Origin of the sequence: Luteimonas sp. MC1825 (assembly GCF_014764385.1) — a bacterium.
In the GTDB taxonomy this organism is placed as follows: domain Bacteria; phylum Pseudomonadota; class Gammaproteobacteria; order Xanthomonadales; family Xanthomonadaceae; genus Luteimonas.
The window spans coordinates 1,456,596-1,480,101 of the sequence record NZ_CP061714.1 but is presented as its reverse complement, the minus strand read 5'-3'; the positions used below and the strand labels follow the sequence as shown (position 1 = coordinate 1,480,101).

Below are 23,506 nucleotides of genomic sequence, written 5' to 3'. Positions count from 1 at the left end.
TGCAAGGAGCTCGGGCTGGACGCCCGAAAGAGGGGATTCTGCCACGAATGGCGTCCAAGCGCAAAATTTCCGTTAACCGGAACCCACCGGCAGGGCGTCGCGGGTGGTCGATCGCGCCGTGTCCGGGGGTGCCGCCAGCGCCGTTGCCGGCAGCTCGCCGAACGCATCGGTCCACGCCCCGTCCCGACCCGGATATGCCACCAGGCGCCGCACCTCGCCAAGGAACCGCACCCGTGGCCACGTCTCCGCGCCCATGCGCCGCAGGTGCGCGTTGTCGACCTGCGCGTCGATCAGCGGCCAGCCCCATTCGCGCAAGCGCAGGGCGAGCGCCGCGAGCGCCAGCTTGGACCCGCCACTGGCCGCACTGAACATGCTCTCGCCGAAGAACATCGCGCCGATGGCGACGCCGTACATGCCGCCGACCAGGCGGTCGTCCGCGTCGACGACCTCGATGCTGTGCGCCAGGCCCGCACGGTGGAGCTGGCCGTAGGCGGCGCGCATGTCGGCGTCGATCCAGGTGCCGCGCTGGCCGTGCCGTGGCACGTCGGCGCAGGCCGCCACCACGGCGTCGAACGCGGTATCCGCGCGAACGTGCCAGGGCGAATGCCTGAGGCTGCGGCGGAAGCGCGATGCCAGGTGCACGCCATCGGTACGGAACACCATGCGCGGATCCGGCGACCACCAGAGGATCGGCTGCCCTTCCGAGTACCAGGGGAAGATGCCGCGGCGATAGGCATTGGCCAAGCGCGTCGTCGAGAGGTCGCCGCCGAAGGCGAGCAGGCCATCCGGCTCGCGCAGCGCGCTGCCCGGTTCCGGGAATGGCGCATCGGCGCGTGCGCCAAGCCGCGGCAGCGACAGGCTCACGACGCACCGCCCGGCGGATCGCTCCGGAACGGCGAGCGTTGCAGCAGCGCGTGGGCCTGGGCATGCACGACATCGCGCTCCTCCGCGCACCAGGGCGCCAGCGCCTCGCGGAACACCGGCTCGGCGATCCAGTGGTGGCTGCGCACCAGGGTTGGCAGGAAGCCGCGCGCGATCTTGTGCACGCCCTGCGCGCCGGGCTCGAAGCGGGCCAGGCCCTCGCGCAGGCAATAGGCGATGCCCTGGTAGTAGCAGGCCTCGAAATGCAGCCCCGGCAACTCGCGCGTGGCACCCCAGTAGCGACCGTACAGCGTGTCGCGGCCGCGCAGGCACAGCGCGCCCGCGACGGGCGCACCGTCGAGATCGGCCAGCACCAGCACCAGCGCGCGCGGCATGCGCCTGGCCAGGTGGCGCAGGAAGGCAGGGGTCAGCGCGGGGGCGTTGCCGTAGTCGGCGAACGTCTGCAGGTAGAAGCCGTGCATGGCGTCGAGGTCGGCATCGCTCGCCTCATCGCCGTGCAGTACGCGGAAGCGCACGCCGGCGCGCTCCACGCGCGCGCGCTCCTGGCGGATGTTCTTGCGATGCTTGTGGTCCATCGCCGCAAGGAAGTCGTTGAAATCACGCCAGCCCGCGTCGTTGCGCCAGTGGTACTGCACGTCGAGGCGCTGCAGCCAGGTGGAATCGAATGCCGCGTCTTCCGCCGCCTCGTGGAAATTCACGTGCGCCGAAGAACGTCCGCCTGCGCGCGCGTCGGCCGTGATCGCGGCGACCAGCGCGGCGCGCGCGGCGTCGCTGCGCGCGAGCAGGCGCGGCCCGGTCACGGGCGAGTAGGGCACGGCGCCCAGCCACTTCGGGTAATAGTCGAGGCCGTGGCGCGCGTACGCATTCGCCCAGGCGTGGTCGAACACGAACTCGCCGTGCGAGTTGTCCTTCAGGTAGCCGGGCGCGGCCGCCACCAGCACATCGCCGTCCCACAGGGCGATGTGCCGCGGTGTCCAACCCCAGCCTTCGCGCAGGCAGCCGCTGGATTCCAAACCGGCGAGGAACGCATGCGCGACAAACGGGTTGCCGCCATCGTGCAGCGCATCCCAGGCCGCGGCCGGGACCTCGAAGAGCGACGCATGGGTGCGGGCGACCGCCATGCGCGGCTCAGCCGGCCCCCACCGTCGCGCGCCGCGGCTCAGGCATCCTTGTCGAGGAAGCGTTCCGCATCCAGCGCGGCCATGCAGCCGAAGCCCGCCGAGGTGATCGCCTGGCGGTAGACCTGGTCGGCCACGTCACCTGCGGCGAACACGCCCTTGACCGACGTTTCGGTGGCGCCACCGGCGAGTCCCGATCGGATCTCCAGGTAACCGTTGTTCATCGCCAGCTGGCCTTCGAACAGCGAGGTGTTGGGTGTGTGGCCGATGGCCACGAAGAAGCCGTGCACCACGATCTCGCGGGTGCTGTCGTCCTGCACCGACTTCAGGCGCAGGCCGGTCACGCCGGCCTCGTTGCCGAGCACTTCGTCGACCACGTGGTGCCAGACCGGCACGATCTTGCCGGCGTTGATCTTCGCCTGCAGCTTGTCCTGCATGATCTTCTCGGCGCGCAGGCTGTCGCGGCGGTGCACCAGGTACACGGTGCGCGCGATGTTGGACAGGTACAGCGCTTCCTCCACGGCGGTGTTGCCGCCGCCGACCACGGCCACGTCCTGGTCCTTGTAGAAAAATCCGTCGCAGGTCGCGCAGGCGGACACGCCGCGGCCCTTGAAGGCCTCTTCAGACGGCAGCCCCAGGTACTTGGCGGTGGCGCCGGTGGCGATGATCAGCGCGTCGGCGGTGTAGGCGCCGCTGTCACCGATGAGCCGGAACGGACGCTGCGACAGGTCGACGCTGTGCACCTGGTCGAACACGACCTCGGTATCGAAGCGCTCGGCATGCGCCTGCATCCGGTTCATCAGGTCCGGCCCCATCAGGCCATGCGCGTCACCGGGCCAGTTGTCGACCTCGGTGGTGGTCATCAGCTGCCCGCCCATCTGCAGGCCGGTGACCAGCACCGGCTTGAGGTTGGCGCGCGCGGCGTAGACGGCGGCGGTCCAGCCGGCGGGGCCGGAACCGAGGATCAGCAGGCGGCAGTGCTTGGAAGTGCTCATGTATACTCGCGAGCCATGGAAACATGGCGTTGGGAAGCGCATAGCTTGGCGGCGCCACGGCAGCATGACAAGGCGCGCGGGTTGCGGTTCACCGCAACGCTGGGTTCCTTGCCGCAAACGACGACTCGCCGCTGACGCGGCGTTTTTTGTGCAGGAGCGACCCATGCGAATCGGTGTCCCGAAAGAAACCAAGACGCTCGAAGGTCGCGTCGCGCTGGTCCCCGAGGCGGCCGGCGACCTGGTCAAGCGCGGTCACGAGGTCTGGCTCGAGTCGGGTGCCGGCATGAAGTCCGGATTCGCCGATGCCGCCTACGCCGGGCTCGGCGTCAACATCGCCGCAGATGCCGCCGAGCTGTACGCCAGGGGCGAGATGATCGTGAAGGTGAAGGAGCCGATCGCCGGCGACCTCGAACACCTGCGCAGTGACCACCTCCTGTTCTGCTACCTGCACCTTGCCGCCGAGCCCGCGCTGACGCGCCAGCTGCTCGACATCGGCCTCACCGCGATCGCCTTCGAGACCGTCGAGCTGCCCAACGGCGAGTTGCCGCTGCTGGCGCCGATGTCGGTCATCGCCGGTCGCATCGCGACCCAGGTCGGCACCACGCTGCTGCACCAGCCGCAGGGCGGCAAGGGCGTGCTGCTCGGCGGGCTGCCGTCGACGTCGCGCGGCAAGGTGGTGGTGTTCGGTGCCGGCAAGGCCGGCGGTGGCGCCGCGGCGCTCGCGGCCGCGGCTGGCGCCAGCGTCACCGTGTTTGAGATGCGCCAGGACCGCATGGACGAGATGATGCGCCTGGGCAACAACGTCACCGCGCTGTACCCCTACCAGGACGTCATCGCGCGCGAAGTCGCGTCGGCGGACCTGGTGGTGGGCGCAGTGCTGGTCGCCGGCGCGCGCGCGCCGCATGTGATGACCCGCGACATGCTCAGGGCCATGGAGCCGGGCAGCGTGCTGGTGGACATCGCCATCGACCAGGGCGGCTGCTTCGAGACCTCGCGTCCGACCACCTGGAAGGATCCGACCTACGTGGAGGAGGGCGTCACGCACTTCTGCGTCACCAACATGCCGGGCGCGGTGCCGCGGACCTCGTCGCAGGCGATCTGCGCGGCAATCCTGCCGTGGGTGGCGAAGCTGGCGGCGGGTCCGGCGTGGCGCGGCAACGATGCGCTGGCACGTGGCGTGAACGTCGACGCAGGCAAGCTGGTGCACCCGGCACTGCTCGCCCTGCCCATTTAGGGCAAATGGTGAGTAGAATCATCCCATTGCGGGATAATCTTAAGGTCTGATCACACGTGGCAGCACGCCCGGTAGCGGAACGCGGCAACAGGCGGCAGCGCAAGGCTGCCGCCGACAAGGCCGCGCCCGCGGCGCCCAACCCACGCCGGCAGAAGCTGCTGCGCGACATCGCGCTGATCGCGATCGCGCCGCTGCTGGTCTACCTGCTGGTGTGCATGGTGACGTTCTCGCCGACCGATCCGGGCTGGTCGCATTCCGGCAGCCTGACCGCACCGCTCAACAATGCCGGCGGCCGCGTCGGCGCCTGGGTGGCCGACGTGCTGCTGGGCCTGTTCGGCCATGTCGCCTTCGTGCTGCCGCTGATCCTCGGCGCGGTGGCGTGGATCGCGCTGTTCGGCATGGACACCGATGGCGATGGCCAGGCGGATCTCGGCCCGGCCCTGCGGCTGGTCGGCATCGTCGGCTTCATCGTGTCCTCCACGGGGCTTCTGTTCCTGCGCATCGGCGCGGTGGAAGGCTATTCGGCCGGCAGCGGCGGCATCCTCGGCCGCCTGGTCGGCAATTCGCTGTACTCGGCATTCGGACCGGTCGGCGGCAACCTGTTCCTGCTGGCCCTGTTGCTGGTGTCGGTGACCCTGGCGACGGGGCTGTCGTGGTTCAGGGTGATGGATGCCATCGGCCAATGGGTGCTGCGCCTGCCCGAACTGTTCCGCCGCGGCAGCAAGCAGGCGGTCGACTGGCAGGAAGCCCGCGCCAAGCGCGAGGAGCGCACCGAGGTGCGCAAGATCGACAGCGAACTGCGCAAGACGCGCGCGCCGGTGCGGATCGAGCCGCCGCCGGCGCCGGTGGTGGAGAAGAGCGAGCGCGCCAAGCGCGAACAGCAGATCCCGCTGTTCCATGTCGCCGACGGCAGCGGCATCCCGCCGCTGGCGCTGCTCGACGACCCGAAGCCGCAGGCCAAGGGCTATGACGAGGACACGCTGGAAACGCTGTCGCGGCAGATCGAGTTCAAGCTCAAGGACTTCCGTATCGACGCGCAAGTGGTCGGCGCCTATCCGGGGCCGGTGATCACCCGCTTCGAGATCGAACCCGCGCCCGGCGTGAAGGTCAGCCAGGTCAGTTCGCTGGACAAGGACATCGCGCGCGGGCTCAGCGTGAAGTCGGTGCGCGTGGTCGACGTGATCCCGGGCAAGTCGGTGATCGGCCTGGAAACGCCCAACACGCACCGCGAGATGATCTACCTCTCCGAGCTGCTGCGCTCCAAGGAATATGACAAGTCCGGCAGCCCGCTCACCCTGGCGCTGGGCAAGGACATCGCCGGGCGGCCGACGGTCGCCGACCTCGCACGCATGCCGCACCTGCTGGTCGCCGGCACCACCGGCTCCGGCAAGTCGGTCGCGGTCAACGCCATGGTGCTGAGCCTGCTGTACAAGGCGTCCGCCAAGGACGTGCGCATGCTGATGATCGACCCGAAGATGCTGGAGCTGAGCGTCTACCAGGGCATCCCGCATCTCCTTGCGCCGGTGGTCACCGACATGAAGGAGGCCGCCAATGGCCTGCGCTGGTGCGTGGCGGAGATGGAGCGCCGCTACAAGCTGATGAGCGCGGTCGGCGTGCGCAACCTCGCGGGCTTCAACAAGAAGGTGAAGGACGCGCAGGACAGCGGCCAGCCGCTGCTCGATCCGCTGTTCAAGCCCAACCCGGAGTTGAACGAAGCGCCGCAGCCGCTCGAGCCGCTGCCGTTCATCGTCATCTTCATCGACGAATTCGCCGACATGATGATGATCGTCGGCAAGAAGGTGGAAGAGTTGATCGCACGCCTGGCGCAGAAGTCGCGCGCCGCCGGCATCCACCTGATCCTCGCCACGCAGCGCCCCTCGGTGGACGTGATCACCGGCCTGATCAAGGCCAACATCCCCACGCGCATCGCCTTCCAGGTGTCGAGCAAGATCGACTCGCGCACCATCCTCGACCAGTCAGGCGCCGAGACGCTGCTTGGCCATGGCGACATGCTGTACCTGCCGCCCGGAACCGCCATGCCGGAGCGCGTGCACGGCGCGTTCGTGTCCGACGAGGAAGTGCATCGCGTGGTCGAGCACCTCAGGCAGGCCGGCGGCGGCCCGGATTACGTCGAAGGCGTGCTGGAGGAAATCCAGTCGATGGGCGACGGCGTCGTGGTCGGTGCCAGCGGCCTGCCGGAGAGCAGCGGCAGTGCCGGCGACGAGAGCGATCCACTGTATGACGAAGCCGTGCGCGTGGTCACCGAGACACGCCGTGCGTCGATTTCCGGCGTGCAACGGCGGCTGAAGATCGGCTACAACCGCGCCGCGCGCCTGGTGGAAGCGATGGAAGCCGCGGGCGTGGTCACCCCGCCCGAGCACAACGGCGACCGCTCGGTGCTCGCGCCCCCGCCGCCGAAGTAGCGGCGGCTGCAGCCATGCCGGTGCGCCCGCGTGAGCCCGCATTCAGCGATGCCGCCGCACACTCGCAGCGCATCTTTCCCATGGAGCCCGCCACATGATCCGTTCCCGTTTCTGGCTGGTCGCGCTGGCCGCGCTGCTTGCCACCGGCACCGCGTTCGCCGGTGCGCGCGACAACCTCGATGGCTTCACCCGCGGACTCAAGGGCCTCGACGGCCAGTTCGTGCAGAAGGCATTCGATGCCGATGGCCGCATCAAGGAGACATCCAGCGGCCGCGTCGCGATGTCCGCGCCGCGCCTGTTCCGCTGGGAATACGTCAAGCCGTACGCGCAGCTGATCGTCGCCGACGGCAGCAAGGTCTGGATCCATGACCCCGACCTGGAGCAGGTGACGGTGCGTGACCAGGGTGCGGGCGAGCAGGACAGCCCGCTGGCGGCGCTGATCGATCCGTCGCGCCTCGATCGCGACTACAACGTCCGCGAGGCCGGCGAGGCCGACGGCCTGTCGTGGCTGCTGCTGACGCCCAAAAAGGACGAAGCGGGCTTTGCCAGCGCACGGCTTGGCTTCTCGGCTGCGGGCCTGGTGCGCATGGAGGTGGTCGACTCGCTTGGCCAGCGCACCGAGATCGCATTCAGCGGCTGGAAGCGCAATCCCCGCTTCGGCGCGGGCACGTTCAAGTACACCCCGGGCCCGGGCGTTGACGTGATCGGCGAGGGCTGAAGCCCGCGACATGGCTCCGCCGGCGGCGGAACGACCAGGACGGCGTCACGGGTGGCCCCCGTGGCGCCGTTCCTGCGTTGAGGACAGTGTCGCCGTCGAGTTCCCGCACGTATCGCATGCCGCTGTCGCGCCCCACGCCTTTCCGTTCCTTCCTGTTGGTGCTGAGCCTGGGCCTGCCCGGTGCGGGTGTGTCCGCGCAGCCCGGCGATCCACCCCAGGCCGCGGTAGGGGAGGCTGTCGGCATGGCGCCGCAGCCGGCTGGGGATGACGTCCGCAACGCGGTGGCCGCCGTGCTGGTCGGCGCACTCGGTGCGGAATTCGGGGACGCCATGGTCGACGTGCGCCTAGACAGCGCGCAGGTCGCCGTCGAGAGTGCCCGCGACCATGTGGTCAGCGGCAGTGGCCGGGTGCGCATCGGCGCGGGCGCCGCGGGCGACGGCATGGCCACCGACGGCGACTGGCTCGCATTCCAGTACCGCACCCGTTACGACACCATGTTCGCCAGCGCCGGCTGGCCCGACGTGCAACTGGGTGGCGACGGCGAGCGCGAGGTCCCCAACGACGCGCTGCTGATATCGGAGCTCGAAGACCGTCTCGCCACCGAGCTCGAGCAGCTGCCGGGCGCGGGTCGCGTCTACCTGCAGTTCGACGCGATCAACAGCGTGGAAACCGGCGCGCGGTTCGTGCGCATCGATGCCACCGGTGTTGCCGATTTCGGCACCGGTGGCAACACCAGCGCGCACGTCGAGGCCGTCTACGACCGCCGCGATGCGACCTGGCTGCGCGTGCGGCAGGAGCTGGGCGCCAACATCAGCGTCGACCCGACGGCACCCGTCGCGAGCTACTGAGGCCGCCCCGGTACGCGTTCACGGCGCACCACTTGCTATCTTGTCGTCCGGTCCACACCCGGATGCGATGTTGCCCCGCAAGCCAGCCCCGGACGCCGACATGCCCGGCCTCCTGCCCGAAGACGAGAATGCGCTTGCCATGCGCCCGCTGGCCGAGCGCATGCGCCCGCGCACGCCCGACGAGATGGTCGGTCAGCGCCGCCTGCTGGCGGAAGGCTCGGCACTGCGCCGCGCGATCGAGGCCGGCAACGTGCACTCGATGGTGCTGTGGGGCCCACCCGGCTGTGGCAAGACCACCCTCGCGCTGCTGCTCGCCGACTACGCCGATGCCGAGTTCAAGGCGATTTCCGCGGTGCTCTCGGGCCTGCCGGAGGTGCGCAAGGTGCTGGCCGAGGCCGAGCAGCGCTTCGCCGGCGGGCGGCGCACGGTGCTGTTCGTCGATGAGGTGCACCGCTTCAACAAGGTGCAGCAGGATGCGTTCCTGCCGTACATCGAACGCGGCACGATCGTGTTCGTCGGCGCGACCACCGAGAACCCCTCGTTCGAACTCAACTCCGCGCTGCTCTCGCGTTGCCGCGTGCACGTGCTCGAGGCGGTGTCGGCGGACGACATCGTGCTCGCCCTGCGCCGCGCACTCGAAGACCTACGGCGCGGACTGGGTGGACGCGGCATCGCCATCGGCGACGGGCAGCTGGCGATGATCGCTTCGGCGGCGGACGGCGACGTGCGCCGCGCGCTCACCCTGCTGGAAATCGCCGCCGAGCTGGCGGGTGAGGGCGGCACCATCAACGACGCCACCCTGGCGCAGGTATTGGCCGACCGCAGCCGCCGCTTCGACAAGGGCGGCGAACAGTTCTACGACCAGATCTCCGCGCTGCACAAGTCGGTGCGCAGCTCCAACCCGGACGCCGCGCTGTACTGGCTGGCGCGCATGCTCGATGGCGGCGCGGATCCCGGTTATCTCGCGCGCCGCCTCACGCGGATGGCGGTGGAGGACATCGGCCTGGCCGATCCACGCGCGCTGACGATGGCGCTGGAAGCCTGGGATGCACATGACCGCCTCGGCAGCCCCGAGGGCGACCTGGCGCTGGCGCAGGTGGCGATCTACCTGGCGAGCACCGCCAAGTCCAACGCCGCCTATGTCGCTTTCGGCGAAGCGCGCGGCGACGTGGTGGCGCACGGCACCGCGGACGTGCCGATGCACCTGCGCAACGCACCGACCAGGCTCATGAAGCAGCTCGGCTACGGCAAGGGCTACCAGTACGACCACACCCTGGAAGGCGGGATCGCCCCGGACCAGACCGGATTTCCCGATGCGATGGGCGAGCGCGTGTACTACCGCCCGGTCGAGCGCGGCCTGGAGATCAAGCTGCGCGAGAAGCTGGCACGGATCAGAGCGCGGCGCACGTAGCCGGCGGCGCGTCAGCGCGTCAGCGCGTCAGCGCGTCAGCGCGTCGGCGGCGGCAGGCAGCCGAGCGCCGCCAGCGGTCCCGCCAGTGCGGGAATGTGCATCAGCCACGGTGCGGCAATGGTGAGCACGCCTGCGGCGAGCACCACCAGGCCGAGACCCATCCGCCAACGCCCGCGCTGCAGGTATTGGCCGATGCGCGCGCCCGACCAGGTCAGCGACACCATCAGTGGCAGGGTGCCCAAGCCGAATGCCGCCATGGTCAGCGCGCCGTTGCGGGCGTCGGCCTGCAACCAGGCCGCGGCGAGCATGGTGGTACTGAGGCCACACGGCATCCACCCCCAGAGCACGCCGAGCGCGAGGCGCTTGGCCACGGTGTCGGCCGGGAGCAGCGGCGCCTGCAGCCTGCGCAGCCGCTGCCAAAGCGCCGAGCCTGGCCGTCCGAGGAAACCCAGGCGACCCTTGCGGTCGAGCAGCCGCAGTGCGACCACCACCAGCACCACGCCTACCAGCATGCGTGCGCCGAATGCGATCCAGGGACTGCGCGCGACCGCCAGGATGCCGCCACCCAGCGCGCCGGCGATCGCGCCCGCCGCAACGTAGCCGCCAACGCGGCCGAGGTTGGGCTGCAGCGCCGGCCACCAGCCGTTGCGGCCACCCATCGCGGAGAACCCGGTGGCGATGCCGCCACACATGGCCGCGCAGTGCACGCCGCCCATCAGGCCGGCGAGCAGCGCCGCACCGATCGCCAGCCAGTCAGTCGGCACGGGGCCCGCCTTCGCGCAGGCCGCGGCGGCCGCCCGCTTCGCCGTCCCCGGCGGGCGCGTCATTCGGCGGGAGGGCGTCCGGCGCCTGGTCCGTGCTGTCGTCGCGCAGGATGTCGATCGCAGCCGCATCGAGGTTTTCAAACTGTCCCTTGCCCACCGCCCAGCGGAATGCCCAGACGGCCACGAGCAGCAGCACCAGGCTCACCGGGATGAGGAACAGCAGCACGTTCATGGCGCGCTGGTCCGCGCCAGGCGCAGCGCATTGAGGGTGACGATGAGCGATGACACCGCCATGCCCAGCGCCGCCACCCACGGCGTGACCAGGCCGGCCGCGGCCAGCGGGATGGCCACCACGTTGTAGCCCAGCGCCCAGGCCAGGTTCTGGCGCACGATGGCGCGCGTGCGGCGCGCCAGGGCGATCGCGGCGGGAATGCGCAGCAGCGAGGGAGCGGTCAGCACCAGGCCGGCAGCACGGTGGGCGAGGGCGGCGCCGCTGCCGATCGCGATCGAGACGTCGGCCCCGGCCAGCACGGGGGCGTCATTGAGCCCATCGCCGACCATCGCCACCACCTTGCCGCTTGCCTGCAGCGCGCGCACGCCGGCGAGCTTGTCCTCGGGCGACTGGCGTGACGCCGCATGGTCGATGCCGAGCATGTCGGCGAATGCGTTCACCGTGGTCGCCGCATCGCCGCTGGACAGGTGGACATCGACGCCGAGCTCGCGCAGCGCCGTGACCGCCCGGGCGGCGTCATCACGCGGTGGCTCTTCCAGGGTGAACCTGGCCACTGCCTGCTGGCCGTCGCCGAGCCACAGGGCGCCGTCGTCGGCGCGGCCCGCGGCGAAGTCGGCGCGGCCCATGCGCCAGGCGCGGCCTTCGACCGTTCCGGCGATGCCCAGCCCCGCATGTTCTTCCACCGCCGCCACGGCCAGGCCGGCGTCGCGTCCCTCGAAGGCGCGGGCAATCGGGTGCAGGCTGTCGCGCTCCAGCGCCGTGGCAATCCCGAGCGCGTCCTCGACGTCGAGATCGCCGAAGGCTTCCACGCGCCCGAGCGTCGGCCGGCCGCTGCCCAAGGTTCCGGTCTTGTCGAACACGATGTCGGTGGCCGCGGCCAGCGAGCCCAGCGCCTCGCCATCGGTCGACAGCACGCCGAGCTTCGCCAGCGCGCCGTGGGCGACGGCGAGCGCGGTCGGCACCGCCAGCGAGAGTGCACATGGGCAGCTGATCACCAGCAGGGCGATGGTGACCTCGAGCGCACGCGACGGGTCGTATATCCGCCACCCGATGTACACCAGCACCGCCGCCACCAGGATGCCGGCCACGAAACGGCTGGAGAACGCGTCGGCCAGCTGCGCCGCGCGCGGGCGATGCGACTGCGCGCGTTCCACGAGCCACTCCAGCTCCGACAGCCGGGTCGCCGCGCCCACGTGCTCGACGCGGATGCGCGCCGGGGCCTCGCGGCAGACGGTACCGGCGTATATCGTGTCGCCCGGTGCGTGCAGGACCGGATGGACCTCGCCGGTGAGCAGGGCCTCCTCGAACCGCGCGGCGGCGTCGATCAGGGTGCCGTCCGCCGGCACCGTGTCGCCCGCCGCGATGCACGCGATATCACCGGGCCGCAGCGCGGCCGTCGGCACGACCTCGCGGCTGCCGTCGGCAAGTTCGCGCGTCGCCAGCTCCGGCCGCGCCCGCGCCAGCGTGTCCACCTGGGCCACGGCGATGCGTCGCGCGCGCTGCTCGAGCATGCGCGCGCCGAGCAGCAGGAACACGAACATCACCGCAGCGTCGTACCAGACATGCGTTCCGCCGCGGATGGTCTCGAACACGCTGGCGAAGTAGGCAAGCAGCGTGGAGCTGGCGATCAGCGTGTCCATGCCCAGGTGGCGGTTGCGCAGCTCCCGCAGCATGCCGGCGATGAACGGCCAGCCGCACCAGAACACCACCGGCGTCGACACCAGCAGGGTGATCCAGCGGAAGAAATCGCGCGTGGCCAGCGGCATCTGCTGGTAAATGTCGAGGTACAGCGCCTCGGCGAACATCATCGCCTGCATCGACGCCAGGCCAGCGATGCCCATGCGCAGCAGGTCGCGGTTGCGTGCGGCGCGGCGCTCGCGTTCGCGGGCGATGCCCGAGGCGAGGTAGGGCACGTAACCCAGCCCGGCCAGGCGGCGCAGCGGACCCGAGAGCGCGGTGCGCGCCGGGTCCCAGGCGATGCGGATGCGCCCGGTCACCGCGTTGGCCACGACCTCGATCACGCCCGGCTCGCGCGCGACCGCGCGGTCGACCAGCCAGGCACAGGCCGCGCAACGCATGCCGTCGGTCAGTACCGTGATTTCACGGCCGCCGTCGACCCCGCGCACGTGCCCGGCCTGGACGTCGTCGCGGTCGAAGGCGGCGAGCTGCGCGTCCAGGTCGAGCGCGGCACGTCCGCCCGGCTCGGTGCGCAGGCGGTAGTAGTCGACCAGGTTGGCATCGCGGATCCACTGCGCCGCGGCGGCGCAGCCATCACAGCAGAAGCGGCGGTACGCGCCATCGATGCGGGCGCTGGCCGGATCCGCGGGCAGGGCCTCGCTGCAGTGGAAGCAGCCGTCCGCCACGCCCTGCGCGTCGCGCACGGCGGCGGCCGTGGCGACCGCGCCCGCGTTCACCTCACTCCTGCTCGCCGGAGAAGGCCGGCTTCACGTGGGCCGCGCGCTGTCCTTTCGGCAGGCGTCCCTGCAGGCGCCAGGCCATGCCTTCGGGCATGAGCTCGAGCTTCCAGTCGTGGTCGAGGCCGATCCCGGCCTCGGCACGCCAGCCGTACTCGCCGGGCGCGGCGCGCAGTTCGACGTCGGACGCCGCCAGGGAGGGGTGGCGCAGCACGATGCGCAGGGGCTGCCCGCGGTCGAACTGGCCGGTCACCGGCAGCACTTCCACATAGCCTTCGTCGACGCGGATGATGGCGCTCAGGCCGAGGTCGCGGGCGCGGGCGTCGGGGCTCAGGTCGGAGACCTGGATCTGCGCGGTGCGCTGGACCACGTCGCCCACCGCATCGCTTGAGTCGCGGGTCGCCAGGCCCACGAGGATCACGCCGGCGACAACCGACGCCAGCGGCAGGCCGATCACCAGCCACATCATCGGTTCGCGCCAGAAGGGGCGTTTGCGGTCGTCTGTCATCACATGGGTCCGAAGAAGCTGCTGTCGACCGTTTCGCTGGCTTCGCCGTCGATGGTCTCGACGCGGAAACTCAGCGCGTGGCGGCCCTTGAGGGAGTCGGGAGCGGCGATGACCACCGGGACGCTGATCACCTGCTGGGCATCGGCGCGCACCGCGTCCAGGCCGCGGCCGCGCAGCTCGATGCCCGGCGCGCCGCCTTCGACGACGATGCGGTAGGCGCGGGCATCGTCGCTCTTGTTGACGATCTTGAGTGTGTAGTCGTTCTCGACCTGGCCGTCGCCGACCACGCGGTAGAGCGCATTGCGGTCGCGCAGCACCTCGACGATCAGCGGGCTGCGCATGCCCACGCCAACCACCCAGGCGACGGTGAGCGCCAGCAGCAGGATGCCGTAGACGAACACGCGGGGCCGCAGCACGCGGGTGGGCTTGTTGTCGATCGCATTCTGGGTGCTGTAGCGGATCAGGCCGCGCTCGAAGCCCATCTTGTCCATGACGTCGTCGCAGGCGTCGATGCAGGCGCCACAGGCGATGCACTCGTATTGCAGCCCGTTGCGGATGTCGATGCCGGTCGGGCAGACCTGCACGCAGAGGGTGCAGTCGATGCAGTCACCGAGTTCGGCGGTGTCGAACTTCGGCAGGGGCTCCGCTACCTCGCCCATGCCGCCAAGCGAGATGGTGCCGGCGGCCTGCACGCGGTTGTCGGCCGCGGTCGGGTGCAGCGCGGCGCGGAACACGTAGTCGTAGGCGGTGATCTGGTCCAGCAGGCCGCGGGCGCGCTGCAGCACGCTGCCCAGGCCACGCTTGCGCGGCCCGCGCGGCTCGCCGCGCATCGGGTCGTAGGCGATGATCAGCGTGTTGCGGTCGAACATGGCGCTCTGGAAGCGCGCGTACGGGCACATGTACTTGCACACCTGCTCGCGCAGGAAACCGGCGTTGCCCCAGGTGGCTAGCGCGTAGAACAGCACCCAGAACGTCTCCCAGCCACCCCAGGCGAGGGTGGGCAGGCGCGCGGCCAGGTCGGTGATCGGGGTGAAGAAGCCGACGAAGGTGAAGCCGGTCCACAACGCGAACACCAGCCACAGCGCGTGCTTGGCACCCTTGCGCAGGAACTTCTCGCGCGTCCATGGGCCGGCGTCGAGGCGCATGCGCTTGTTGCGCTCGCCCTCGGTCCAGCGCTCCATCCACAGGAACACTTCGGTCCACACCGTCTGCGGGCAGGCGTAGCCGCAGAACAGGCGCCCGGCCAGCGCGGTGAAGAAGAACAGCGCCAGCGCGGCGATGATCAGCAGCAGCGCCAGGAACAGGAAGTCCTGCGGCCAGAACGTCAGGCTGAAGACGTGGAACTTGCGCGCCGGCAGGTCGAACAGCACCGCCTGGCGGCCGTCCCAGCGCAGCCACGGGAACACGTAGAACATGCCGAGCAGCCAGAACACGGCGGCCACGCGCAGGGTGTTGAGGCGTCCGGAGACTTCGCGCGGGTAGACCTTGCGCTCGCTGACATACATCGAGCCGCCATCGTCGCCGGCAAGCTCCAGGGGGATACGACGGTTCATCAGTCTGGGGGGAGCGCCTTGTTGAACCGGCTGGCCGGGCGAAGCAGGAACCACGTGAACAGGCTGGACGCCGCAGTGGCGACCCAGAACATGAAGAACGCGATCGAGTAGCCCAGGCTGCGGCTGATCTCGACATCGGGGAAGGTGATGTCACGCAGCATCAGCGGGTCGACGAAGGCGGAGAACACCATCGTCGCCACGCCCGCGGCGAAGAAGCTCGGCCACAGGATCGCGCCGACCCGCTGCGCCATGGGGCGCGGCGGATGGTCGAACCCGGGGCCGGGGAGGTTGCTCACTGCGCGCCCAGCGGCTGGCCCTGGGTCGGCTCGGGACCGGTGGGGTTGGACAGCGACCACACATAGGAGGCCACCAGCCGCGAGCGGGTCTCGCCAAGCAGCTCGCGATGCGCCGGCATGACGCCGTGGCGCCCCTTGTTGATGGTTTCCATGATCGATTGCACCGAGTTGCCGTACATGGCGTAGGCGTCGGTCAGGTCGGGCGCGCCCAGGTCTTGGTTGCCCTTGCCGTCGATGCCGTGGCAGGCCACGCAGACGCCTTCGTACAGGCCCTTGCCCTGGGCGGCGAAGAAGTCGTTCGCCGGGACCTCACCCGCCAGCGCGCGCACGTAGGTGGCCACCGAAAGCACGGCGTTGTCGCCGCCCATGCCGGTGAGCACCGTGCCCCATTCCGGCATCACGCCCTGGCGACCGTCGAGGATGCTCTCGAGCACGCGTGCCTCCGAGGCGCCCCAGTGCCAGATATCGTCGGTCAGGTTGGGGTAGCCCACCGCGCCCTGCGCCGAGGAGCCATGGCAGGTGGCGCAGGTGTTGGCGAAGATCGCGCGCCCCAGCTGCACCGCGCGCGGATCGCCAGCGAGCTCGGAGATGGCGCGACCGTCATAGGGCCTGAAGGTCTCGGCGAGGACCGCGTCCTGCCTGGACTTGTCGGCGTCATGCTCGGCGGACGAGGTCCAGTTGCCAAACCCCTTGAAGTTGCCAAAGCCCGGATACCAGAGCAGGTAGCCGACGGCGAACACCATGGTCAGGTAGAAGCCGATGATCCACCAGCGCGGCAGCGGCTTGTTGTACTCGGTGATGTCCTCGTCCCAGACGTGGCTGGTGTCCTCCGGCTTGGGATCACCCGGGCGGCGGCGGCTGGTCCAGGCCAGCAGGGCCCAGAGGCCGGCGATGTTGAGCACGACCAGCGCGATGACGTAGATGCTCCAACCGGTGGTCATTGAGCGGGCTCCTGGGAATCGTCTTCAAGGGGCCGCTGCGCGGCTGCATCGAACTGGGCCTTGAGCGAAGGTCGCCAGATCCAGATCCAGCCGCCCACGAACAGCAGCAGGAGGGCGAGCGTGACAAATCCGCCGATCATGGCGCGGCCTCCGCCTTCGCGGCGGACACGGCGGCCGCGGTCGGGGCATGGCGCCCGAGGCCCTGCAGGTAGGCCACCATGGCATCGAGCTCGGTCTTGCCGGCCACCGCCTCGGCCACGCCGGCAATGTCCTCGTCGCTATACGGGTCGCCGAGGCGCTGCAGGTTGCGCATGTTGCGCGCGATCGTCGCGGCGTTCACCTGTGCATTGGCCAACCAGGGGAAGGACGGCATGTTGGACTCGGGCACCACCGCGCGCGGATCAACCAGGTGCACGCGATGCCAGTCGTCCGAATAACGGCCACCGACGCGCGCCAGGTCCGGACCGGTGCGCTTGGAACCCCACTGGTGCGGACGGTCATACACCGACTCGCCGGCCAGCGAGTAGTGGCCGTAACGCTCGGATTCGAAGCGCAGGGTGCGCACCATCTGCGAGTGGCAGTTGTAGCAGCCCTCGCGGACGTAGATGTCGCGCCCGGCGAGCTCCAGGGCGGGGTAGGGTTCCACGCCCGGCAGCGGCTCGATGGTCTCGGCCTGGTACATCAGCGGCACGATCTCGGCAAGTCCACCGAAGGACACGGCCACGGCGATCAGGCCGATCAGCAGGCCGACGTTCTTCTCGACCTTTTCGTGGGCATTGGGCGGCGGGGGAATCTTGTTTTCGCTCATGTCAGGCAGCCTGGGTCGAAGCGCGGGCGCTGGAAGGATCGGGCGCGAGCACCGGCTGCGGCGCCGGGGCCTTGGCCATCTGGAACGTCCTCCAGGTGTTGAGGGCCATCAGGAACATGCCGGTCAGCACCAGCAGGCCGCCGCCGAAGCGCACGAGGTAGTAGGGGTAGGTGGCATTGAGGGACTCGACGAAGCTGTAGGTCAGCGTGCCGTCGGCGTTGGTCGCGCGCCACATCAGGCCCTGCATCACGCCGGCGATCCACATCGATGCGATGTAGAACACCACGCCGATGGTGTGCAGCCAGAAGTGCGTGTCGATCCACTTGACCGAGTACATCTCCTTCAGGCCGAGGATGCGCGGCATCAGCGAATAGATGGAGCCGATGGTGATCATGGCCACCCAGCCCAGCGCGCCGGCGTGCACGTGGCCGACGGTCCAGTCGGTGTAGTGCGACAGCGAGTTCACCGTCTTGATCGACATCATCGGCCCCTCGAAGGTGGCGATCATGTAGAACGACAGCGCGACGATCAGGAACTTCAGGATCGGATCGGTGCGGAGTTTGTACCAGACGCCGGAGAGCGTCATGATTCCGTTGATCGCGCCGCCCCAGCTGGGCGCCAGCAGGATCAGCGAGAACACCATGCCCACCGACTGCACCCAGTCGGGCAGGGCGGTGTACTGCAGGTGGTGCGGACCGGCCCACATGTAGACCGCGATCAGCGCCCAGAAGTGCACGATCGACAGGCGGTAGGAGTAGACCGGGCGCCCGGCCTGCTTGGGCACGAAGTAATACATCATGCCCAGGAACGCCGTGGTCAGCAGGAAGCCGACGGCGTTGTGGCCGTACCACCACTGCACCATCGCATCGACCGCGCCGCTGTATACCGGGTAGGACTTGCCGAGGCCCGACGGGATGGCGATGTTGTTGACGATGTGCAGGATGGCGACGGTGACGATGTACGCGCCGAAGAACCAGTTGGCGACGTAGATGTGCGACACGCGGCGCTTGGCGATGGTGCCGAAGAACAGCACCGCGTAGGCGACCCAGACCACGGTCAGCAGCAGGTCGATGGGCCATTCCAGTTCGGCGTATTCCTTGCCCTGGGTCAGGCCCATGGGCAGGGTGATCACCGCCAGCACCAGCACCAGCTGCCAGCCCCAGAACACGAACGATGCCAGCTTGTCGGAGATCAGCCGGACATGGCAGGTGCGCTGCACGACGTAGAGGCTGGTCGCGAACAGCGCGCAGACGCCGAAGGCGAAGATCACGCCGTTGGTGTGCAGCGGGCGCAGGCGGCCGTAACTCAGCCACGGGATGCCTTCGCCGAGGGTCGGCCAGTACAGCTGCGCGGCGATGAAGACGCCCACGGCCATGCCGACGATGCCCCAGAAGACAGTGGCGACGGTGAACTGGCGCACGACCTTGTCGTTGTAATAGCCGGACCTGGCGGCATCCGGGCCGAATGCGGCCGTGGCCGGAGCTGTGGCGGGGGTCGAGGACATGTGCGGTGACCTTGGTTGCTGTTGTTTATTTTCCGCTACGGGGGCGGGCCCGGCATTGATCGTGATCAAAGCGCTGCCGGCTTGTTCGCGGCGGAGGATTGGCGCATGGGCCGGCAGACACAAGGGCGACGCATGCAGCACCGCGCATTATAGGCGTCCGCCACGGGGAAGGGCACGTCCCGGCCGGGCGGAAACGGCAACGATCCGTCCCACGGCCCCGCGCCGCTGCGGACTCCGGGCCGCGGGCCATGGGGGCCGCGGCCGGCGTGGGTCAATCCGTCGCCAGTGCGCGTTTGACCGCGGCGAGGAACTCGGGGTCCGGCCGGCTCCCCATGCGCTCGGTGCGGGCGATGATCCGGCCCTCCGCATCGAGCAGCACCAGCGCACTGGTGTGGTTGAACTCGCCGTCTTCCAGCAGCCGGTAGCGGATGCCAAGCAGCCCGGCGATGCTGCGTACGTCCTGTGGCCGCGGCCGGGCCAAGGTCCAGCGCGTGGCGTCCAGCTTGCGCTGGGTGGCCACTTTCGCGAGGGCGGCGGGCGTGTCGCGCGCAGGATCCATGCTGATCAGCAGCAGGCCGAGGCGGGCGCGTTCGCTTGCAGACAGTTGCCGCTCGATGGCCTTGCCACTGTCGACGATCAGCGGGCAGATGTACTGGCACGAGGTATAGAACATCGACACCAGCTGGGCCTTTCCGCGCCGCTCGCGCCAGTCGAACGCGCGTCCGTCCTGGTCCACCAGCGGCAGCGGCAGCGCGTACACGGAGTCCTTCGGTAGCTGCGCCGCGGACGCGGGCGTGCAGGCCAGCGCCAGGAGCAGTCCCAGGAGGGTCGCCAGCAACTTGCTCATGGCAGGTCCTTCACGCAACGGAAGCCCATGTTGGCGGTGGTGTCGCGTGCACCGAGCGAGGACAGCATGGCCACCCGCATCAGCACCGCATAGTTGTCGCGGTCGTCCATCGACAGTGCACCGGCCCCGCAGAAGCGCGCGTTGTCGGCGTCGCCCTGGTTGCGGTTGTCCTCGGCGATCATCAGCGCCGACGCGTCTTCGGTCCATTCCCAGACCAGGCCGTGCAGGTCCTGCACGCCATAGGCATTCGGCGCCTGCAATCCGACCCGCTGCAATGCGGCGTTGGACGGGCGCGAGTACCAGGACAGGATGCGCTCGCGCCAGCGCGGATCGCGCCGGGCGTCACGGCGGGTCTCGTCGGCGGCCGCCGCGTACTCCCATTCGTCCCAGGTCGGCAGCCGCGCGCCTTCGGCCTCGCAGTAGGCCTGCGCGGCGAACCAGCTGACCTGCACCACGGGCTGTTCCGGTCGCACGGCATCGCCGAGCGTGGTCGCACCCGCCCAGTGCGACAGGTAGCGCGGTTCGGCCATCACCGAGGCGACGCGGTCACGCCGCCATTGCGGATGCTTGCGGACGAACGCGAGGAACCGCGCGTTGCTGACCGGGGTGCGCATCATCTCGAAGGGCGCGATGCGCGTGGGTCCGGTCCGGTCTTCGTACTTCAGTGCGGTGCGGAACGCCCCGCCGGGCAGCTTCACGTACTCCCCGACGCCGGCGGCGAGGCCGGCGAGCGGGAGCAGGAGCAGCAGCGCGGCGAGGCGGCGCATGGCTCAGTGGCCGGCGGAGGCGTTGGCGGGCTTGGCCTTGCGGATGGTCGCGGCTTCGGCCTTGGTGACCTTGCCACCGGGGTTGCCCCAGGTGTTGAGCACGTAGGTGGAGATGTTGGCGACTTCGTCGTCGGTCAGCTGCGCCATCGGCGGCATGATCGAGTTGTAGTCGGTGCCGTTGACCGTCACCTTGCCCTCCAGCCCGTGCAGGATCACGCGCGGCACCGACGTCGGGTCGGCGGCGATGTAGTCCGACTTGGCCAGTGGGGGGAACACGCCCGCCATGCCTTCGCCGTTGGGCATGTGGCAGGTCGAGCAGGTGCCGGCGAACAGCGCCTTGCCGGCCGCGATCTGCTCCTCGACCGTGAGATCTCCGGTCTTCTGCGCGGCCGCGGCCGTGGCCACGGCGGCCAGGTTGCCCTGGGCGCGATCGCCGATGTACATCTCGTCGACCTCGAGGCCGGAGTAGATCTCCTTGTTCTCGGGTCCGTCGGCCTTGAGGATGCCAAGCGCGCCCTTGTTGAAAGCGCGGAACAGGCTGTGGTCGACCAGCACGTAGCTGCCCGGGACTTCCATGTGGAATTCCATCATCGCCGCGCCACCCGCCGGGATCAGCGTGGTCTGCACGTTTTCCTGGAAGTGCGTGCCGCCCTCGTACCAGACCTTGTCGAAGATCTCGCCGATCACGTGGAAGCTTGAGATCAGGTTGGGGCCTCCGTTGCCGACGTACAGGCGCACGGTCTCCCCGACCTTGGTCATCAGCGCGTTGTCGCCGGCGATCGAACCTTCCGACCCGTTGAAGAGCACGTAGGTCGGGTTCTCGTCGATGGCCCGCTCCATGTCGAACGGCTGCAGGCCTTTCTCGCGGTACTTGCCGGTCGTGTAGAAGTCGCCCTGCATCACGTAGTACTCGCGGTCGACCTTCGACAGACCCTCCGGCGGCTCGACCAGGATCAGTCCGTACATGCCGTTGGCCACGTGCATGCCCACCGGCGCGGTGGCGCAATGGTAGACGTAGAGGCCGGCGTTGAGCGCCTTGAACGTGAACTGGGTGCGGTGGCCGGGAGCCGTGAAGCTCGAAGCCGCGCCGCCGCCCGGCCCGGTCACGCCGTGCAGGTCGATGTTGTGGGGCATCTTGCTGTCGGGCATGTTGCGCAGGTGGAATTCGACCGTATCGCCCTGTCGCACGCGGATGAAGCTGCCGGGCACGGTGCCGCCAAAGGTCCAGAAGGTGTAGTCGACGCCTTCCGAGATCGGCATCACCTTTTCGATGACGTCCAGCTCGACGATGACCTTGGCCGGATGGTTGCGGCCGGTGGCCGGGGGCACGAGCGGCGGAGACGTCAGGACGGCCTTGATCGGCTCGCCCTGCGGCGGACCGAAGTCGCCCTTGCGCGAGCCGCCGGTATCGCCTTTGCCCGGGGCCGCGGCCTGTCCGGACTTGGCCGCGGCCGGGGTGCGGTCGCCACCGTCGCAGCCGATCATTGAGAACACGGCCAGGGCCGCAACGAGGATCGAGATCTTGCGCACTGCACCCTGCATGGGTAGCCCCTTTGTGGTGGTCGACTCGCCTCCTGGCGCCGCCGCCGGTCAACCTGCGAACAACAGCCAGAAGAAGCCCGCCGGGTGGTGGGCTCGTGCGATGGTATAGATGAATCCGAACAAAGCGAACCCCGCCACGTAGCAGGCGAGGCGTACGCGCGCAGACCGCCCACGGCGCAGCGCATGGGCGCCAAGCACGATGTAGGCGACCAGCAGCACGATCTTGGCCACCAGCCAGCCGTTGGCGAACATGGCGCCCGGCAGGATGGTCAGCAACATGAGCGCGGCGGTCAGCAGCGTGGTGTCGATGGTGTAGCTCAGGTAGCGCACGGGGGCGGCGAGGGCCAGGCGCGGTTGCCCGACCTGCACCAGCAATCCGCGCACGGCGAACAGCAGGCCGCTGGCCACGACCGTGGCCACGTGCACCGACTTGATCTGCGGATAGAACTCGATCATGGCCTAGCCGGGTTTTCCGTCGGCACGCGGTGACAGATAGATGCCGCCGAGCCTTGCCACCCACGGCGCCAGCACCACCAGCCAGCCCGCGGCGGCCAGCGTCCACCACGCACCGGAGTCGTCTGCGAGATCCGCGGCGATGCGCGCCACCGTCACCAGCTGGATCCCGGCAAACGCGATCCAGGCCACCTTGGGCATCTCGATCTTCCGCCCCGAGTGGCCCTGGGTGACGCGCGTCACCATGGCCACCAGCACGCTGCCGAAGAAGCCGACAAACAGGGCATGGGCCGGCGCGCGCCCGAGGATGAAGCCTTCGCCGGCGAGGTAGACCAGGCTCTGCGCCGCATACAGTGCGAACGTGGCCGGCAGCCATGCCAGGGCCAGGAACAGCACCGCGAGGATCCCGGGCTTCGGACCGCGCGGCCACCAGCGCCAGAGGGCCGTCAGCGACAGCGCCAGCAGTGGCAGGTCGGCCAGCCACAGCCAGGCATATGCGTGCACCAGCTCGAGCCCCAGGTGCATGAGGCTAAACACCCAGAACGCCGCCAGCAGCCAGAGCGGGCGCCATGGCACGTAGCCGGGCACCACGTTGGCGGCGAAGAACGGGAACATGCGGTGCGCCACCGTCAGGTAGACGGGCAGCAGCAGCCCGAACGTCCCGATCTTGATGCTGGCGAATACCCACTGCGGCGACGCCCCCAGCAGGGTGGCCGCGAACGCCGCGATGCCGATCCACCCCAGCACCAGCGCCGCGAAGCACGAGCGCGCATGCCAGGTGGTGCCGCGCTCGCGCACCACCTGGTCACCCAGGAAGCACAGGCCCGCGGTCCATCCGGCCAGGGTCATGATCACCCCCACCTCGATGCCGGCCGGCGCCCCCAGTGCGCCCATCAGTGTCGCGACCTGCCCACCGAACAGGCCGAGGCCGACCGGCACGTAATGCCAGCGGGCCGCATCGGGCAGCGCCATCCAGCGCGGGAATACCGTCAGCAGGAAGCCGAAGATGAAGCTCGGCAGCATCTGGTACTGCATCACCAGCGCATGCAGCCAACCCGCGTAGGGATCGGGCTGGTGCATCTGCAGCAGCTGTGGCCAGCGCGCGGAGACCAGCCACGCCGTCCACCATGCCATCGCCAGCAGCAGGTTGCCGGTACCGATGAAAAACAGCAGCCGGTGCGGTGCGATGGCCAGCCTCGCGAGCGGTGCCGTGGCGCCGTTGCGTGCCGTGGTGGGGGCAACACCCAT

23 protein-coding genes are annotated in these 23,506 nt (G+C 69.5%); 5 read left to right on the top strand and 18 right to left on the bottom strand.

The window, feature by feature from the left end:
* Positions 1–72: 72 nt before the first annotated feature.
* Genes aat through trxB form a run of 3 tightly spaced genes read right to left on the bottom strand, consistent with a single transcriptional unit; the run spans position 73 to position 2,995 of the window.
* Positions 73–864: a leucyl/phenylalanyl-tRNA--protein transferase gene (gene aat, locus IDM46_RS06835; RefSeq protein ID WP_185115201.1), complete on the bottom strand. Its 792-nt coding sequence runs from the start codon at positions 862–864 to the stop codon at positions 73–75.
* Positions 861–2,003: a GNAT family N-acetyltransferase gene (locus IDM46_RS06830; protein ID WP_182821169.1), complete on the bottom strand. Its 1,143-nt coding sequence runs from the start codon at positions 2,001–2,003 to the stop codon at positions 861–863. Before IDM46_RS06830 ends, aat begins: the two co-directional genes overlap by 4 nt.
* 38 nt (positions 2,004–2,041) lie before the next feature.
* Positions 2,042–2,995 (bottom strand): thioredoxin-disulfide reductase, encoded by a 954-nt coding sequence (gene trxB / locus IDM46_RS06825; RefSeq protein ID WP_182821171.1) that lies wholly within the window; start codon positions 2,993–2,995, stop codon positions 2,042–2,044.
* 163 nt (positions 2,996–3,158) lie between these two features.
* Here trxB and ald point away from each other — a divergent pair, with 163 nt between their 5' ends.
* The 5 genes from ald to IDM46_RS06800 all read left to right on the top strand — a co-directional run bounded on the left by ald (position 3,159) and on the right by IDM46_RS06800 (position 9,629).
* Entirely contained in the window at positions 3,159–4,229 is a 1,071-nt protein-coding gene (gene ald / locus IDM46_RS06820) for an alanine dehydrogenase (protein WP_185115200.1), read from the top strand.
* Between the two features lie 56 nt (positions 4,230–4,285).
* Positions 4,286–6,652 (top strand): DNA translocase FtsK, encoded by a 2,367-nt coding sequence (locus IDM46_RS06815; RefSeq protein WP_185115199.1) that lies wholly within the window; start codon positions 4,286–4,288, stop codon positions 6,650–6,652.
* A 94-nt stretch (positions 6,653–6,746) separates the two neighbouring features.
* Entirely contained in the window at positions 6,747–7,370 is a 624-nt protein-coding gene (lolA, locus tag IDM46_RS06810) for an outer membrane lipoprotein chaperone LolA (RefSeq protein ID WP_182821178.1), read from the top strand.
* Between the two features lie 116 nt (positions 7,371–7,486).
* Entirely contained in the window at positions 7,487–8,218 is a 732-nt protein-coding gene (locus IDM46_RS06805) for a hypothetical protein (protein ID WP_185115198.1), read from the top strand.
* Positions 8,219–8,285: 67 nt separating this feature from the next.
* Positions 8,286–9,629, top strand: coding sequence for a replication-associated recombination protein A (locus tag IDM46_RS06800; protein WP_185115197.1), 1,344 nt, complete (start codon positions 8,286–8,288; stop codon positions 9,627–9,629).
* 35 nt (positions 9,630–9,664) lie between these two features.
* On the opposite strand, the gene IDM46_RS06795 is transcribed toward IDM46_RS06800, so the two are convergent.
* The 15 genes from IDM46_RS06795 to IDM46_RS06725 all read right to left on the bottom strand — a co-directional run bounded on the left by IDM46_RS06795 (position 9,665) and on the right by IDM46_RS06725 (position 23,506).
* Positions 9,665–10,393: a sulfite exporter TauE/SafE family protein gene (locus IDM46_RS06795; RefSeq protein ID WP_182821184.1), complete on the bottom strand. Its 729-nt coding sequence runs from the start codon at positions 10,391–10,393 to the stop codon at positions 9,665–9,667.
* Positions 10,383–10,625: a cbb3-type cytochrome oxidase assembly protein CcoS gene (ccoS, locus tag IDM46_RS06790; protein ID WP_182821186.1), complete on the bottom strand. Its 243-nt coding sequence runs from the start codon at positions 10,623–10,625 to the stop codon at positions 10,383–10,385. The genes IDM46_RS06795 and ccoS overlap by 11 nt, the downstream gene beginning before the upstream one ends.
* On the bottom strand, positions 10,622–13,039 hold the full coding sequence (locus IDM46_RS06785) for a heavy metal translocating P-type ATPase (protein ID WP_223877921.1): 2,418 nt from the start codon (positions 13,037–13,039) through the stop codon (positions 10,622–10,624). The genes ccoS and IDM46_RS06785 overlap by 4 nt, the downstream gene beginning before the upstream one ends.
* A gap of 1 nt (position 13,040) precedes the next feature.
* On the bottom strand, positions 13,041–13,547 hold the full coding sequence (locus tag IDM46_RS06780; RefSeq protein WP_182821189.1) for a FixH family protein: 507 nt from the start codon (positions 13,545–13,547) through the stop codon (positions 13,041–13,043).
* Positions 13,547–15,100, bottom strand: a complete 1,554-nt coding sequence (locus IDM46_RS06775) for a 4Fe-4S dicluster domain-containing protein (RefSeq protein WP_185115196.1) — start codon at positions 15,098–15,100, stop codon at positions 13,547–13,549. Before IDM46_RS06775 ends, IDM46_RS06780 begins: the two co-directional genes overlap by 1 nt.
* A complete protein-coding gene (locus IDM46_RS06770; protein ID WP_182823695.1) occupies positions 15,100–15,351 on the bottom strand; it encodes a hypothetical protein in 252 nt (83 codons plus the stop codon). Before IDM46_RS06770 ends, IDM46_RS06775 begins: the two co-directional genes overlap by 1 nt.
* Positions 15,352–15,392: 41 nt before the next feature.
* Positions 15,393–16,337, bottom strand: a complete 945-nt coding sequence (gene ccoP / locus IDM46_RS06765; protein ID WP_185115195.1) for a cytochrome-c oxidase, cbb3-type subunit III — start codon at positions 16,335–16,337, stop codon at positions 15,393–15,395.
* Positions 16,334–16,477, bottom strand: coding sequence for a cbb3-type cytochrome c oxidase subunit 3 (locus tag IDM46_RS06760; protein ID WP_182821196.1), 144 nt, complete (start codon positions 16,475–16,477; stop codon positions 16,334–16,336). The genes ccoP and IDM46_RS06760 overlap by 4 nt, the downstream gene beginning before the upstream one ends.
* Positions 16,474–17,145, bottom strand: a complete 672-nt coding sequence (ccoO, locus tag IDM46_RS06755) for a cytochrome-c oxidase, cbb3-type subunit II (protein ID WP_182821198.1) — start codon at positions 17,143–17,145, stop codon at positions 16,474–16,476. The genes IDM46_RS06760 and ccoO overlap by 4 nt, the downstream gene beginning before the upstream one ends.
* Before the next feature lies 1 nt (position 17,146).
* Entirely contained in the window at positions 17,147–18,649 is a 1,503-nt protein-coding gene (gene ccoN / locus IDM46_RS06750) for a cytochrome-c oxidase, cbb3-type subunit I (RefSeq protein ID WP_182821200.1), read from the bottom strand.
* Positions 18,650–18,920: 271 nt separating this feature from the next.
* Positions 18,921–19,496 (bottom strand): SCO family protein, encoded by a 576-nt coding sequence (locus IDM46_RS06745; protein ID WP_182821202.1) that lies wholly within the window; start codon positions 19,494–19,496, stop codon positions 18,921–18,923.
* Positions 19,493–20,263: a formylglycine-generating enzyme family protein gene (locus tag IDM46_RS06740; RefSeq protein WP_182821204.1), complete on the bottom strand. Its 771-nt coding sequence runs from the start codon at positions 20,261–20,263 to the stop codon at positions 19,493–19,495. The genes IDM46_RS06745 and IDM46_RS06740 overlap by 4 nt, the downstream gene beginning before the upstream one ends.
* A 3-nt stretch (positions 20,264–20,266) precedes the next feature.
* Entirely contained in the window at positions 20,267–21,805 is a 1,539-nt protein-coding gene (nirK, locus tag IDM46_RS06735; RefSeq protein ID WP_223877920.1) for a copper-containing nitrite reductase, read from the bottom strand.
* 48 nt (positions 21,806–21,853) lie between these two features.
* On the bottom strand, positions 21,854–22,261 hold the full coding sequence (locus IDM46_RS06730; RefSeq protein ID WP_182821206.1) for a SirB2 family protein: 408 nt from the start codon (positions 22,259–22,261) through the stop codon (positions 21,854–21,856).
* A 3-nt stretch (positions 22,262–22,264) separates the two neighbouring features.
* A complete protein-coding gene (locus IDM46_RS06725) occupies positions 22,265–23,506 on the bottom strand; it encodes an NnrS family protein (RefSeq protein WP_182821208.1) in 1,242 nt (413 codons plus the stop codon).